General features: G+C 49.6%; 14 protein-coding genes. 1 reads left to right on the forward strand and 13 read right to left on the reverse strand.

Annotation, left to right across the window (positions count from 1 at the left end; translation table 11 throughout):
• Positions 1–4: 4 nt before the first annotated feature.
• The gene (locus tag ACXN9U_RS11150; RefSeq protein WP_438421363.1) at positions 5–1,747 is read right to left on the reverse strand and encodes an adenine deaminase; all 1,743 of its coding nucleotides are present in this window, start codon (positions 1,745–1,747) and stop codon (positions 5–7) included.
• A gap of 122 nt (positions 1,748–1,869) precedes the next feature.
• On the opposite strand from ACXN9U_RS11150, the gene ACXN9U_RS11155 reads away from it, so the two are divergent.
• On the forward strand, positions 1,870–2,100 hold the full coding sequence (locus ACXN9U_RS11155; protein WP_003155749.1) for a YgaP family membrane protein: 231 nt from the start codon (positions 1,870–1,872) through the stop codon (positions 2,098–2,100).
• A gap of 136 nt (positions 2,101–2,236) precedes the next feature.
• On the opposite strand, the gene purD is transcribed toward ACXN9U_RS11155, so the two are convergent.
• The 12 genes from purD to purE form a co-directional block, all read right to left on the reverse strand.
• Positions 2,237–3,505, reverse strand: a complete 1,269-nt coding sequence (gene purD, locus ACXN9U_RS11160) for a phosphoribosylamine--glycine ligase (RefSeq protein ID WP_060963395.1) — start codon at positions 3,503–3,505, stop codon at positions 2,237–2,239.
• A gap of 15 nt (positions 3,506–3,520) precedes the next feature.
• Positions 3,521–5,059 (reverse strand): bifunctional phosphoribosylaminoimidazolecarboxamide formyltransferase/IMP cyclohydrolase, encoded by a 1,539-nt coding sequence (purH, locus tag ACXN9U_RS11165; RefSeq protein WP_489201660.1) that lies wholly within the window; start codon positions 5,057–5,059, stop codon positions 3,521–3,523.
• Positions 5,056–5,643, reverse strand: coding sequence for a phosphoribosylglycinamide formyltransferase (purN, locus tag ACXN9U_RS11170; protein ID WP_049628026.1), 588 nt, complete (start codon positions 5,641–5,643; stop codon positions 5,056–5,058). Before purN ends, purH begins: the two co-directional genes overlap by 4 nt.
• Entirely contained in the window at positions 5,640–6,680 is a 1,041-nt protein-coding gene (gene purM, locus ACXN9U_RS11175; protein ID WP_047476378.1) for a phosphoribosylformylglycinamidine cyclo-ligase, read from the reverse strand. The genes purN and purM overlap by 4 nt, the downstream gene beginning before the upstream one ends.
• Before the next feature lie 90 nt (positions 6,681–6,770).
• Entirely contained in the window at positions 6,771–8,201 is a 1,431-nt protein-coding gene (gene purF, locus ACXN9U_RS11180) for an amidophosphoribosyltransferase (protein ID WP_060963397.1), read from the reverse strand.
• On the reverse strand, positions 8,177–10,405 hold the full coding sequence (purL, locus tag ACXN9U_RS11185) for a phosphoribosylformylglycinamidine synthase subunit PurL (protein ID WP_489201661.1): 2,229 nt from the start codon (positions 10,403–10,405) through the stop codon (positions 8,177–8,179). Before purL ends, purF begins: the two co-directional genes overlap by 25 nt.
• Positions 10,389–11,072, reverse strand: a complete 684-nt coding sequence (gene purQ / locus ACXN9U_RS11190) for a phosphoribosylformylglycinamidine synthase subunit PurQ (RefSeq protein ID WP_016937015.1) — start codon at positions 11,070–11,072, stop codon at positions 10,389–10,391. The genes purL and purQ overlap by 17 nt, the downstream gene beginning before the upstream one ends.
• The gene (gene purS, locus ACXN9U_RS11195; RefSeq protein ID WP_489201662.1) at positions 11,069–11,323 is read right to left on the reverse strand and encodes a phosphoribosylformylglycinamidine synthase subunit PurS; all 255 of its coding nucleotides are present in this window, start codon (positions 11,321–11,323) and stop codon (positions 11,069–11,071) included. Before purS ends, purQ begins: the two co-directional genes overlap by 4 nt.
• Positions 11,323–12,042 (reverse strand): phosphoribosylaminoimidazolesuccinocarboxamide synthase, encoded by a 720-nt coding sequence (purC, locus tag ACXN9U_RS11200; protein WP_489201663.1) that lies wholly within the window; start codon positions 12,040–12,042, stop codon positions 11,323–11,325. The genes purS and purC overlap by 1 nt, the downstream gene beginning before the upstream one ends.
• A 75-nt stretch (positions 12,043–12,117) precedes the next feature.
• On the reverse strand, positions 12,118–13,410 hold the full coding sequence (gene purB / locus ACXN9U_RS11205; protein WP_060963401.1) for an adenylosuccinate lyase: 1,293 nt from the start codon (positions 13,408–13,410) through the stop codon (positions 12,118–12,120).
• Positions 13,410–14,591 carry a 5-(carboxyamino)imidazole ribonucleotide synthase gene (gene purK / locus ACXN9U_RS11210; protein WP_060963402.1) on the reverse strand — a complete coding sequence of 394 codons (1,182 nt, stop codon included), beginning with the start codon at positions 14,589–14,591 and terminating at the stop codon, positions 13,410–13,412. Before purK ends, purB begins: the two co-directional genes overlap by 1 nt.
• Positions 14,545–15,033: a 5-(carboxyamino)imidazole ribonucleotide mutase gene (gene purE / locus ACXN9U_RS11215; RefSeq protein WP_060963403.1), complete on the reverse strand. Its 489-nt coding sequence runs from the start codon at positions 15,031–15,033 to the stop codon at positions 14,545–14,547. The genes purK and purE overlap by 47 nt, the downstream gene beginning before the upstream one ends.
• Positions 15,034–15,067: the final 34 nt, after the last annotated feature.

Here is a 15,067-nt window from a genome sequence, read left to right on the forward strand (position 1 = left end):
TATTTTAACGCATTATCGATGGAAAGAGTACAGTTTTTTTCATCACGTCGAATATTCCTCTCGGCGTAATGCGAATATAAGGCAGGTGTGTGCTCTGCAAAAAGAGCAGCGTATAGATCGGATCGCAGAATCGGTAGCCCCGCTCCTCCAGCAAAGTCCTCAGCTTATGCTCTTTTTCAAGGACGTCTTCAAAACTCTCCGCAGATGCAGAACCGTTCAAGGCAAGGGGAATTTCATGAAGAATCTTCCCGTTTTCGGCAAGCACGATTCCGCCGCCGATTTCTTTCATCCGTGAGAAAGCAAGCAGGATATCTTCCTTATTTTTTCCCGCTGCGATAATATCTCCGGTTGTCGTGTAAGAACTGACAAAGCCCTGCACCCGCTCGGCAAAACCTTTCAGCATTGTATTGACCCGCCATTTTCCATGCTTATCGAGAAGCGTGAGGTAACTTTCATCATGATCAAAAGAAAGCTGGTCAACAGAATTATCAATCGCAATCATATACGGCTCCATAATGACCGCATTGCGCATTTTCACACCCATCGGCATTGAAAACTGTAAATCATCCATCGTCATATCATATGAAAGCTCAAGAGGGACAAGACCGCCTCTTTTCCAATCCGTTTTTGTAAACGCCTTCATATTTCGGCCGTCTTCTTTCAGCAGGATGCCTTTAGAGATCACCGTGACCGGGTCCGGGTTCATCGGGTCGTCAAGAATGTTCAATGAGGCAAGCCGTCCCGGACCGACCACACCGAGAAAGTCATCCATCTGATAATACTTCGCGATATTAAAAGACGCCATATTGTAGGCGTCAATCGCCGGAACCCCTTCTTCCAAAGCGATTTTGATCAATTCATTCGTCATGCCGCCTTTATAAAAATGCGGCGCCGCCCCATCCGTCGTGTAAAAGAAATGATCATAATGCCGGAAGCCTTTTTGATGGAGATCCTGCAATATCGTTCTCAAATCAGGGCGGATGGATGAATGTCTGAGTGAGACATAGTAGCCCAATTCAAGCCGTCTCATCACCTCGTCACCATTCATGGCCTCGTGGTCGGAATCAGCTCCGAACAGTTTCATCTTCGTCAATGTTTTCTCAGAAGCGCCGGGAAAATGCCCTTCGATCCGCTTGCGCAGTTTTTTCGTCGCCTGCATGCAATGAAGCATTAAGTCATCGCCGTCCATCAGGCGCGGCCACCCGGTCAATTCTCCGCCTTGAATGACATCCGGGTGCTCAATCCATTGTTTGCGGACATCAAAAGAAAGCAGCTGATCCTCATTCAGCACTTCAGTCTGCAGGTCGTATCTGGACCACCAGAAATATTGCACCGGCTGTTTTTTCAGTTCCTCTAATATAGTAAGCGCTTTCTTTTTACCGCTGTTCAAAAGAAAAAACAAGTTATCATTCACAAACGTCGTTGTTCCGAATTGAGACACATATTCGGCGAGCGTTTGGGGATTATATATTTGAAAAGGATGTGTATGCGGTTCAATGTAACCTGGCACAATGTATTTTCCTTCACAATTTATGGTATGAATGTGCTCTGCTGCATCAGGAAGCTCATCACCAACATATACGATTCGGTCTCCGTAAATCCAGATATTCTTATTCAGCCATTGTTTTAAAAAAGGATTTAAAACGAGAGCGTTCCGTAAAAGCAGCGTTGGAAGCAGCTTTGAGTCTACAACATCCGCCTGTGATCTGATGTCTTTATTTTTCCAGTTAAAGGTACGTTCGGACATTCACATACTCTCCTTCGCTTATATTAGACCCATCGTATCACATCCGCACAATTATCGCACGGCTGAAACGTTACAAATTATTGAAGATGAATGAAAAAACTTTTTCTAAGGGAGCTGAAATGATGAAACCGAATATCAGTTTATTGAACGCCGTTATGCGCATCACTTGCGGCCTCACCATTTTGTCTGCTGCGTCAGCGAAATATACGAGGAAACCTTGGTGCAAGATGCATCTCTTCTGTATGATGATGGGCGCGATGAAAGCGGCGTCCGGCATCCTCCGCTTCTGTCCGGTGACATATATGTTCCAGGCCGGAATGAATCAGGATGACAGCCATCAGCAAGAAAAATAACAAGCCGCAACGGCTTGTTATTTTATTTTCTCCTGTTATCACGATTCCGAGAAGAATCATCTCTCACGGCAAATCAACAACCTTAGTCGTCCTTTCAGAAGAAAACCCGCGTCTTATATGACGCGGGTTTCCCTCTTTATCGCTGCGAAGCTTTCAGCGCACGGGCGCCGATGTCGCTTCTGTAAAACAGTCCGGGTTTTGTCAGCCCTGAAACGGCGCTGTACACTTTATCCCTCGCCGCTTCAAATGTTTCAGCAAATGCTGTGACATTGGCGACCCGGCCGCCGTTTGTGACAAATTGGCCGCCGGCTTTTTTCGTTCCGGCATGAAAAACGGCGATCCCGTCTTCAGCGGCCGTCAAACTGCCGATCGGTGTGCCTTTCGCATAGCTTTCAGGATAGCCCTCAGAAGCCAGCACAACGCTGACGGCGGCCGTATCCTTCCATCTTAGGTCAACATCTTTCTCATGCAGCAGATCCAAAAGCACCTGAATAAGGTCTGATTCCATTCTCGGCACGACGACCTGCGTTTCCGGATCTCCGAAGCGCGCATTGAATTCAATGACTTTTGATCCGTTTTCCGTTAGAATCAGCCCCGCGTACAGCACGCCCGTGAAGGAGCGCCCCTCTTTCACCATTGCTTTTGCCGCCGGCTTCACAATCGTTTCGACAGCGCTTTTGACGATATCATCGGAAATGTGCGGCACCGGTGAATAGGCGCCCATTCCGCCCGTGTTCGGCCCTTTGTCTCCGTCGAAGGCGCGCTTATGGTCTTGGGCGATCACCATCGGATAGACGGTCTCCCCCTTCACAAACGCCATTAAGGAAAATTCTTCGCCGGCGAGGAACTCTTCAATGACAACAGATGCGCTCGCCTCGCCGAATTTCTCATCCTCAAGAAAATCGTGCAGGCATTCGATCGCTTCTTCTTCCGTCATCGCGACCGTTACACCTTTTCCGGCCGCAAGCCCGTCGGCTTTAATGACAATCGGCGCGCCTTTTTGCCGCACATAAGCTTTCGCCTCTTCAAATGAAGTAAATGTCTCATACTCCGCCGTCGGAATGCTGTATTTTTTCATTAAATCCTTGGCAAACTGTTTGCTTCCCTCAATGATTGCCGCTTTTTCGGACGGTCCGAAAACAAGCAGTCCTGCTTTTTCAAACTCATCCGCTATCCCTTCGATCAGAGGAACTTCGGGGCCGATAATCGTCAGGCCGACATGATGTTCTTTCGCAAAGGCGATGAGTGCGGCATGATCGCTTTCTTCGATGCTGACCAGCGTTGCGCAATCCGCCATACCGTCATTTGCGGGCGCGGCGTACACCGTGTCAACAAGCGGGCTTTGCGCTGCTTTCCAAGCCAGTGTATGCTCTCTGCCGCCTTTACCGATAATCAATACATTCACGCTTCGTTCCTCCCCTTAATGTTTGAAATGTCTGATGCCGGTGAATACCATGGCGATGCCGTATTCATCCGCTTTTTTAATTGAATCTTCGTCGCGAACCGATCCGCCGGACTGGATAATTGCCGTGACGCCCGCTTTTGCGGCTTCTTCGACTGTATCCGGCATCGGGAAAAACGCGTCTGAACCGAGCACGCTGCCTTTTGCTTTTTCTCCGGCCTGCTCAATGGCGATTTTGGCTGAACCGACGCGATTCATCTGTCCTGCGCCCACACCGACCGTCATATGGTCTTTTGCAAGAACGATTGCGTTGGATTTCACGTGTTTAACGACTTTCCAGGCAAGCTTCAGATCTTCCCACTCCTGCTCGTTCGGCTCTCTTTTTGTCGGAATGCTGATGTCGGCGTCATCAAATCCATGGACGTCTAAATCTTGAATCAAAAGACCACCCTGTACAGAAGTCAGCTGTTTTTCTTTCTTTCCTGAGGCGTTCACATCAAGCGTGAGCAGACGAAGATTTTTCTTCGCCGTCAGCACGTTCAGCGCTTCTTCACTGAAAGAAGGGGCGATAACGATTTCTAAAAAGATGCCGTGAAGAGCTTCAGCCGTTGCCTGATCAACTTCACGGTTCAGCGCGATGATGCCGCCGAAAATGGACGTTTTATCAGCTTCATACGCTTTATTGAATGCTTCCTCAATTGAAGCTCCCGTACCGACTCCGCACGGGTTCATATGTTTAACGGCAACAGCCGCGGGTTCTGCAAACTCCCGGACGATTTGAACGGCCGCATCCGCGTCCTTAATATTATTGTAAGAAAGCTCTTTGCCGTGAAGCTGTTTTGCCGCCGCGATGGAGCCGGAGACAGGCAGTGCGCTTTGATAGAAAACAGCCTCTTGGTGAGGGTTTTCGCCGTAGCGGAGCGATTGTTTTTTTTCAAATGTAACGGTGAATTGCTCAGGGTCTTTCTCACCGGCCTCGCGTGTTAAGTAATCAGCGATTAATGCGTCGTATGCCGCGGTGTGGCGGAATACTTTTGCCGCAAGCTCGCGTTTTCTTTTAAGCGAAACGCCGCCGTGTTCTTTAATCTCATTGAGCACTGAGCTGTAATCGGCCGGATCTGTGATGACCGTCACATCCTGATGGTTTTTCGATGCGGCGCGCAGCATGCCGGGGCCTCCGATATCAATGTTTTCTATCGCTTCATCATATGTTACGTCTTCTTTTGAAATCGTTTCTTTAAACGGATAAAGGTTGACGACCACAAGATCAATGGGGGCAATGCCGTGCTCATTGATCTGCGCCATATGCTCTTCATTGTCTCTTACGGCAAGCAGTCCGCCGTGAATATTAGGATGGAGCGTTTTTAACCGTCCGTCCATGATTTCAGGAAATCCGGTCACTTCCGAAATGCCGATGACATCCACACCGTTTTCCTGGAGAAGTTTTTTTGTTCCTCCGGTCGAAATGACTTCGACGCCGAGCTCTGTCAGTTCCTTTACGAAAGGTACGAGATTTGTTTTATCAGAAACACTGATTAGTGCGCGTTTGATTGTCATGCCTTTTCACCTCTGTTATTTAGTCCCAGCAGCTGTTTCACAACGCTCGGATACCATTTGTGCTCAAGCTCGTGTATCGTATGTTCTATATCTTCAAGCGTATCGTTTTCCTGTATCTCGAATGCTTTTTGCGCGATAATTGGTCCGGTGTCCATGCCTTCGTCGACGTAATGAACGGTAATGCCCGCCACTTTCACACCGGCCCGATACGCCTGTCCGACAGCGTCAATTCCCGGAAATGCCGGAAGAAGCGAGGGATGTATATTAACAATGCGGCCTCCGTAAGCTTCAAGGAGCGTATTTCCGATCAGTCTCATATAGCCGGCGAGAACGATTAGTTCCGCCCCGTGCAGACGAAGCTGTTCAATAATGGCCCGTTCAAAGGCGGCCTTGTTTGCAAAAGCTGACGGCTCAAAGGCGAATGACGGGATATGTAAAGCCTCCGCCCTTTCCGCAGCCTTTGCCTGGGGCTTATCCGTCACGAGAAGGGAGAGCTCCGCGTCCCACTTCTCTTCTCTCATACGTTTGGCAATGGCCTCAAAGTTCGATCCGTTTCCTGAAGCAAATACCGCAAATTTCTTCATGAAAGAGCCGCACCGCCGAAAGAAATGCCTTCGCCGCGTTTGACCCGTCCGATCAAATAAGCCTTTTCGCCTTGAGCTTCAAGCGTTTCGATAACGTCTGTCAGGTCCTCTTCTTTAACGGCAAGGACAAAACCGATGCCCATGTTAAAGACATTGAACATGTCTTCTTCTTTCAGCTTGCCGTGCTCCTGTAAAAACGGAAAAATCGGCGGGATCGGCCATGATCCGTGATCAATTTCCGCGCTCAATCCGTCCGGCAGCATCCGCGGGATGTTCTCGATGAATCCTCCGCCTGTCACATGCGCCATGCCGTCCACCTTACCGCTTTTCACCGCCTCAAGCACCGGTTTCACATATATTCTCGTCGGTTCCAGCAATTCTTCTCCGAGAGGCCGCGCAAACGGTTCATAGACAGTATCCAAATCAAGTCCGCCATCATCAAGAAGCACTTTTCTCACAAGGGAAAACCCGTTGCTGTGAAGGCCGCTTGAAGTAAGTCCGATTAAGAGATGCCCTTCTTCGATATGTTCACCGGTGACGATTTCGTCTTTTTCCGCAACACCGACTGAAAATCCGGCAATATCGTATTCATCAGCTGTATACAGCCCCGGCATTTCCGCCGTCTCACCGCCGATAAGCGCTGATCCTGACTGCTCACAGCCGTCTGCCACACCTTGAACGATCTGCTCAATTTTCACCGGATCGGCCTTGCCGACTGCCAAATAATCAAGGAAAAACAGCGGCTCCGCTCCCTGGGCGAGCACATCGTTTACACACATCGCGACCGCATCGACGCCGATCGTGTCATGCTTATCCATTGAAAATGCGAGTTTCAGCTTGGTGCCGACACCGTCTGTTCCTGAAATTAAAACGGGCTTTTGATACGGGAGCTCTGACAGATCAAACATTCCGCCAAAACCGCCCAAGCTTCCCATAACGCCGAGCCTTTTCGTGCGCTCCACGTGTTTTTTCATTCGTTTGACGGCTTCATATCCGGCTTCGATGTCGACTCCGGCATTTTTATAAGCATCAGACATCCCTATCACTCCTTGTCAATTCGTTTCTCCTTAAAGGCAGAAAGAGAAAGGCAGCCTGAACTCGCGCTGCCTTTATATCATTTTCAAACTTTATTTTGTCAGCACCGCTTCTTTTACGTGAGGAAGCACTGTATCCTGATAAATTTCCGTCGGATATTTGCCCGTAAAACAAGCGAGGCATTGTCCGCAATTGGTGTCTTCAAATTTTCGGCCGACTCCTTTTAACAATCCGTCTACACTTAAGAAAGACAGCGTGTCGGCACCGATGATCTGGCGGATTTCTTCCACGGAATGGGCGGAAGCGATCAGTTCCTCATGGGTTGATGTGTCAATGCCGTAGAAGCACGGATGGGCGATCGGCGGTGAACTGATCTTGACGTGCACCTCTGTTGCTCCCGCTTCTCTGAGCATTGTAACAATCCGGCGGCTTGTCGTTCCGCGCACGATGGAATCATCAACCATGACGACCCGTTTTCCTTCAACAACACCGCGTACGGCCGACAGCTTCATTCTCACGCCTTGCTCACGGAGAGCCTGTGACGGCTGGATAAACGTTCTGCCGACATAACGGTTTTTAATGAGACCGAGTTCGTACGGAATGCCCGTTGCCTCGGCATAGCCGATGGCGGCAGAAATACTGGAATCAGGCACGCCTGTGACGACATCCGCTTCAACTGCGGACTCCTGGGCAAGCATTTTCCCGAGATTCTTCCGGGCGCTGTGCACGTTAATGCCGTCGATATTGCTGTCAGGTCTTGAGAAATAAATGTACTCCATGCTGCAGATGGAACGATTGATATTCATGGAGAAACGCTCTGATTTCATGCCTTCATCATTGATGATCAGCATTTCGCCCGGCTCTACCTCGCGAAGGTATGCCGCGCCGACCACATCGAATGCGCATGTTTCTGATGCCACGACGTAAGCGTCGCCGAGCATGCCGAGCGAGAGCGGTCTGAGTCCGTTCGGATCAAGCGCTACAATCATCTCTGTTTCTGTCATGATTAAAAAGGCGTAAGCGCCTTTCAGCATGGACAGCGAATTTTTGATCTGATCCTTCAGCGAAAAGTGGCCGCTGCGTTTAATCAGATGAGCCAGCACTTCCGTATCGGAGGAAGTCTGAAAGATGCTCCCTTGGTTTTCAAGCTGCTGCTTCAATTGTGTAGCGTTGACCAAGTTGCCGTTATGGGCGAGCGCGAGGCTGCCGTTGTTTTGCGAATGGAACAGGAGCGGCTGGACATTTTCATATCCGCCTCCGCCGGCCGTCGCATAGCGGACGTGGCCGATCGCGCCTTTTCCCTTCACTTTGCTCAGTTCGCCGTTTTGAAAAACCTCGGTAATAAGCCCCTGCCCTTTATGCGCCGTCAGTTTTTCGCCGTCGGTCGCCACGATGCCGGCGCCTTCCTGTCCTCTGTGCTGCAGACTGTGCAGGCCGTAATACGTAATCTGCGGAGCCTCTTCATGACCCCAGATGCCAAACACACCGCATTCTTCATTCAGGCCTTTGATTTCAGCAAGCATGGAATAGCTCCTTTCCACGCGCGCTCAAGTTCTTTCGTTTGCGCGTGAACCAATTGTTGTCCTTCTTGGCTTCGGATCGTCAGCTGTCCGTCTCCTGTCACTTCACCGATATGAACGGCATCTGCCGCAGCCGCTTCAAACGCCGCCTTGTTTTCTTTCTTCACGGAAACGACAAAGCGGGATTGAGACTCAGAGAATAATAACGCCGCTTCCCCTTCTACAGTCACGTTCGCGCCAAGGTGTTCCGTCGTCATGACGATTTCCGCAATCGCCACGCCCAAGCCGCCTTCTGACACGTCATGGGCGGATTGGATCAGACCTTGTTTAATGGCGTTAAGAAGTGATGTTTGGCGGGCTTTTTCAACGTCCAGATCAATTTCAGGCGCTCGGCCATAGATTTTTCCTTCGGTCATTTTCTGAAGTTCACTGCCTGCATACTCAGGCTTCGTTTCACCGATGACGTAAATCAAGTCTCCGGCCGCTTTGACATGCTGTGTCGTAATATGAGCCGTATCTTCAATTAAGCCGACCATGCCGATAACAGGCGTCGGATAGATAGCCGTTCCGTTCGATTCATTATAAAGTGATACGTTACCGCCAATAACCGGTGTGCTGAGCACATTGCACGCCTCGCTGATGCCATCGGCTGCTTTTTCGATTTGCCAGAAGATTTCCGGTTTCTCCGGATTTCCGAAGTTAAGGTTGTCTGTGACCGCAAGCGGTTCTGCACCTGAGCAAATGATGTTGCGCGCTGCTTCGGCAACAGCGATTTTTCCGCCTTCTTCCGGATCAAGATATAAATAGCGGGCGTTGCAATCCGTCGTCATCGCCAGCGCTTTTTTTGTGCCGCGGATTCTGAGCACTCCCGCATCAGATCCCGGAGCGACCACCGTGTTTGTACGCACCATGTAGTCATATTGATCGTACACCCACTCTTTGCTGGCGATTGTCGGCTGCTGCAGCAGGGCAAAAAGCGTCTCTGTCGCATCTTTCACTTCAGGCGCGGGAACTTCCGTTTCCTGAAACTCTCGGTAGTACGCGGGTTCCGCTGACGGCTTGTGGTACACAGGCGCTTCTTCCGCCAGCGCGTCGACCGGAAGTTCGCAAACAACCTCTCCGTTATGGCGGAGGCGGAGCATTTTATCATCCGTAACATGACCCACGGAAACCGCTTCTAGATCATATTTATTAAAAATATCGACAATTTCCTGTTCACGCCCGCGTTCAATGACGAGAAGCATGCGTTCCTGAGACTCGGAAAGCATCATTTCGTAAGCGGTCATACCTGTTTCCCGCTGCGGAATGAGGTCAAGGTTCATTTCAATGCCGGAGCCGGCTTTGCTTGCCATTTCCGCACTTGAACTGGTCAGACCGGCCGCCCCCATATCCTGAATGCCGACTAACGCGTCGCACTGAATGACTTCAAGGCAGGCTTCCAAGAGAAGTTTTTCCATGAAAGGATCGCCGACCTGCACCGCGGATCGTTTTTCCTCAGACGAATCAGACATTTCTTCTGATGCGAAAGTAGCGCCGTGGATGCCGTCGCGCCCCGTCTTAGCGCCCACGTACATGACCGTGTTGCCGACACCTTTCGCCTGGCCTTTTTTAATATCTTTATGATCGATTAAGCCGACGCACATTGCATTGACAAGCGGATTGCCCTCATAGCTCGGGTCAAACTGCACTTCTCCGCCGACGGTCGGAATGCCGATACAGTTTCCGTATCCCGCGATTCCCGCCACTACTTCTTCAAACAAGTACTTCACTCGAGGTGAAGTGAGTTCACCAAATCGAAGAGAGTTTAATACAGCTATCGGACGGGCGCCCATTGAGAAAACGTCACGGATGATGCCGCCCACTCCCGTCGCAGCACCTTGGTATGGCTCAAGTGCTGACGGGTGGTTATGCGATTCAATTTTGAACACGACCGCCTGATTGTCACCGATGTCAACGATTCCCGCGCCTTCTCCGGGACCCTGCAGCACGCGTTCGCCGCTAGTCGGGAATTTGCGTAAAACCGGTTTTGAGTTTTTATAGCTGCAGTGCTCTGACCACATCACGGAAAAAATCCCGATTTCCGTATAGTTCGGCAATCTTCCGATAATCGATTCAATCAGTGCAAACTCGTCATCACTGACACCCATTTGCTGATAGAGTTTCTCTTCTTTTATTTGTTCTTTACTTGGTTCAAGCAGTAGCGACATGAGTTTCCCTCCAATTTTTCACAATAGACTGGAACAATGCAAGACCGTCTGCGCTGCCGAGCAGTTCATCGACCGCACGCTCCGGGTGAGGCATCATGCCTAATACGTTGCCTTTCTCATTCACGACGCCGGCAATGCCGCTTACGCTTCCGTTAATATCGCTTCCGTATGTGAAGGCGATTTGATTGTTTTCTTTTAATCTTTCAAGCGTTTCGTCATCACAGTAGAAATTGCCTTCGCCGTGGGCAACCGGAATCGTAATCGATTGTCCCTCTTTATAAGAAGATGTGAACATTGTTTCGCCGTTCTGCACGATTAATTCAACCGGGCGGCAGATGAATTTTAAATCTTTGTTGCGTCTCATCGCGCCTGGCAGAAGTCCGAGCTCCTGCAAAATCTGGAATCCGTTGCAGACGCCGAGAACCGGTTTGCCTTCAGCAGCCGCTTTTTTCACTGCCGGCATGATGTTTGCGAATCTGGCGATGGCGCCGCATCTCAGGTAATCGCCGTAAGAGAAGCCGCCGGGGATGAGCACGCCGTCAAATCCGTCAAGGCTTGTTTCCTCGTGCCAGACATACTCGACTTCTTCGCCGAGTTCGTCCTTCACGGCGTGGAACATATCAATATCACAGTTGGAGCCGGGTAACACAATCACCGCAAATTTCACTGTGCGACAACCTCCTCAACTTCATATCGGTAGTCTTCAATGACTGTATTGGCTAGGAGCTTCTCACACATTTCTTTCACGAGCGCGTCAAGATCACGGTCAGATTTTTCGATCGTCATCTCCATGTATTTTCCGATTCGCACATCCTGCACTTCATTGTAGGTCATACTGTGCAATGCATGCTGCACCGCGCTTCCTTGAGGATCGAGCACACTTTCTTTTAAGCTGACATAAACTTTCACTTTATACATTATGAAATGCCTCCCAGTCTTTTGAAAATCTCTTCATATCCGTCGGTTAAGCTTCCCAGGTTCTGTCTGAACAAATCTTTATCAAGCTTTTCGTTCGTGTCTTTATCCCACAGACGGCACGTGTCAGGAGAGATTTCATCTGCTAAAAGCACCCGTCCCTCTGCGTCTAAGCCGAATTCCAGTTTAAAATCTATTAATCTGACACCGCAGTCTTCAAATATATGCTGAAGTTCTGGATTCACTTGATTTGTAATTGATTTGATCGTTTCGACCTGCTCCGGAACCGCAGCTTTTAAGAGCCAGATATGATCTTCGGTAATGAGCGGATCACCGAGTGCGTCGTCTTTATAGTAAAATTCGATAATCGGCTGCGGAAGCTTAGTTCCTTCAGGGATGCCGAGGCGTTTCGACATGCTTCCGGCGGCAAAGTTTCTGACCACGACTTCAATTGGAATGATGCTTACCTTTTTGATAAGCTGCTCTGATTCTGAAAGGCGCTTTACAAAGTGATTGTCAATTCCTTTAGCATGCAGATGTTTGAAAATCAGGCTTGAAATTTCATTGTTCAGACGGCCCTTTCCGCTGATCTCCGCTTTTTTCTCACCGTTAAAGGCTGTTGCGGAATCCTTGTAGACCACGCGGAGAATCTGTTCGTCTTCTGTTTGATAAATTCGTTTCGCTTTTCCTTCATAAAGAAGATTATTGTTCATAATATTCACGGAAGGCCTCCTAACCCGAATGTTGGGAATATTCAATCTACAGCGGCTGAAGAAGCCGCCTCCGGCTGGCTTCTTCTATAAACCTAAACGCTCAAAGATCAAGTCGACGTTTTTCAAATGATAATTGTAGTCAAAGCAATCGGCAATCTGTTCCGGTGTAAGACGGGACGTGATTTTTTCTTCCGCTTCGACAAGCTGGCGGAACGGGACTTGTTTTTCCCACGCTTCCATCGCTTTCGGCTGAACCGTGTCATATGCTTCTTCACGAGGCAGACCCGTGTCGATTAAAGCGAGCAGCACGCGCTGAGAATAGATTAAACCGAGTGTGCGGTCCATGTTGCGTTTCATATTTTCCGGGAATACCGTTAAGTTTTTGACGATATTGCTGAAACGGTTCAGCATGTAATTCAGCGCGATTGTCGCGTCAGGAAGAATGATGCGTTCAGCTGATGAATGAGAAATATCACGCTCATGCCATAACGGAACATTTTCGTATGCCGTCAGCATGTACCCGCGGATCACGCGCGCCATGCCCGTCATATTTTCCGACCCGATCGGATTCCGTTTATGAGGCATAGCCGATGAACCTTTTTGTCCTTTTGCAAAAAACTCTTCCACTTCACGTGTTTCACTCTTTTGCAGACCGCGGATTTCCACTGCGAATTTTTCAATACTCGTCGCGATCAAAGCCAGTGCCGCCATATAATCCGCATGACGGTCGCGCTGCAATGTCTGAGTGGAAATCGGCGCCGCTTTCAGGCCGAGTTTTTCACAGACATACTGCTCTACGAACGGATCAATATTTGCGTACGTGCCGACCGCGCCGGAAAGCTTCCCGACTTCGATCCCTTCTTTTGCCTGCTTGAAACGTTCAAGGTTGCGTTTCATTTCTTCGTGCCAAAGTGCGAGCTTCAGGCCGAATGTCGTCGGTTCCGCGTGTACGCCGTGCGTGCGGCCCATCATGACCGTGTATTTATGTTCTTTCGCTTTTTCTTTTATAATGTCAACAAATCTCTCAATGTCCTTGAGCAAAATCTCATTCGCCTGTTTTAATAGATAGGAAAGAGCGGTATCCACGACATCTGTTGACGTCAGGCCGTAGTGGACCCATTTTCTTTCTTTGCCTAATGATTCTGAAACCGCGCGGGTGAATGCCACGACGTCATGGCGCGTATCCTGCTCGATTTCCAAAATGCGGTTAATGTCGAAAGACGCGTTTTCGCGCATGACTTTAACATCTTCTTTCGGAATGACGCCAAGCTCAGCCCAGGCTTCACAGGCTAAAATCTCGACTTCCAGCCATGCCTGGTATCTGTTTTCGTCCGTCCAGATCGCGGACATTTCAGGTCTTGAATAACGTTCGATCATTATGCTCGTCCTCCGTCTCTTTTCATCCATATGTTCGTGATGTCCTGAATCCATTTTTCATCAGGCTCCCGCAAAAACGTTATATGCCCCATTTTGCGGCCTTTTTTAATCTCATGTTTTCCGTAGAGATACAGTTTGGCTTCTTTTAAAAGCTCCGTATGCTCCTCCGCAAGCTTCACTTCATCACCGAGAAGATTCACCATCATTCCCGGTTTGAGCAGATCGGTTCGGCCGAGAGGAAGTCCGCAGACCGCTCTGATGTGCTGTTCGAACTGGCTCGTTTCACAAAGGTCGAGCGTATAATGCCCCGAATTGTGAGGACGCGGCGCCAGTTCATTGATCAAAAGGTCTCCGTCTTCTGTGACGAACATTTCCACCGCAAGCGGCCCGACAAGCTCCAATTTCTCCGCGAGCTGAACGGCAAGCGCCTCTGCCCGCTTCTGAACCGTTTCCTCCGCTCTCGCGGGCACGATGCTTTGGAACAGAATATTATTTTTGTGGATATTTTCAGCAGCCGGAAAGGTTGAAATCTCTCCGTGCACTGATCTTGTCACGATAACGGAAAGCTCCATCCGGAATGACACCCAGCTTTCCAGTATGCACGTGCCGTTTTCTAGCAGCGCGGCCGCTTCATCTGTCTGTCCTTCTTCCTTAATGACAAATTGGCCTTTGCCGTCATATCCGCCGCGGCATGTTTTCAGCACTGCCGGAAGCCCCAATGACTGAACGGCTTCCTCAAGCTCCCGTCTGCTGTTTACGATCCGATAAGGAGCGACCTGACATCCGGCTGACTGGATCGCCTTTTTTTCCGTTTCCCTGTTTTGGGTGATAAGCAGCAGCTCGCTTCCTTGGGGAAGGTATGCATGTTCTTTGAGCCAGTTGAGCGCCTCGTAATCGATATTTTCAAATTCGTACGTAATGATGTCGCTGACTCCGGCCAATTTTTGAATCGCTTCACGGTCATTATACTGGGCGGTAATCTCAATATCGGCGATCTGTCCGCATGGCGAGTTTTTAACGGGATCGACGACTGCGACTTTATAACCCATCTGTTTTGCGGCGACAGCCATCATTTTTCCGAGCTGTCCGCCTCCGATAATGCCGATGACGGCGCCGGGAAAAATCGTTTTTTTATCAGACAAGCTGATCACTGCTTTCCAGCACCATTTGTTTTGTCGCATTTCTTCTCGCCTCTAGTTTATCCGCAATATCACCGTCAAATGCCGACAAAATTTGCGCGGCTAACAGACCCGCGTTCACTGCGCCCGCTTTCCCGATCGCCGTCGTCGCGACCGGCACGCCGCCGGGCATCTGTACGATAGACAGAAGAGAATCAAGCCCGTTAAGTGATTTCGTCTGAACCGGTACGCCGATCACCGGCAGCGTCGTTTTGGCCGCTGTCATTCCCGGCAGATGCGCCGCTCCCCCGGCTCCGGCAATAATGACTTTTAAGCCTCTGTCCCTTGCGCTTTCTGCATATTCAAACATCAAATCAGGCGTCCGATGCGCGGATACTACCTGTTTTTCATAAGGAATGTGAAGTTCGTCAAGTATGTCGCATGCATGTTTCATTGTCTCCCAATCGGAGGTGCTTCCCATGATGATTCCTGCTAGCGGCTGCATTCTGTTCCCACCTTCTCATGCTTTGTTTTTCAGA

Source organism: Bacillus sp. BACIII, from assembly GCF_057836745.1.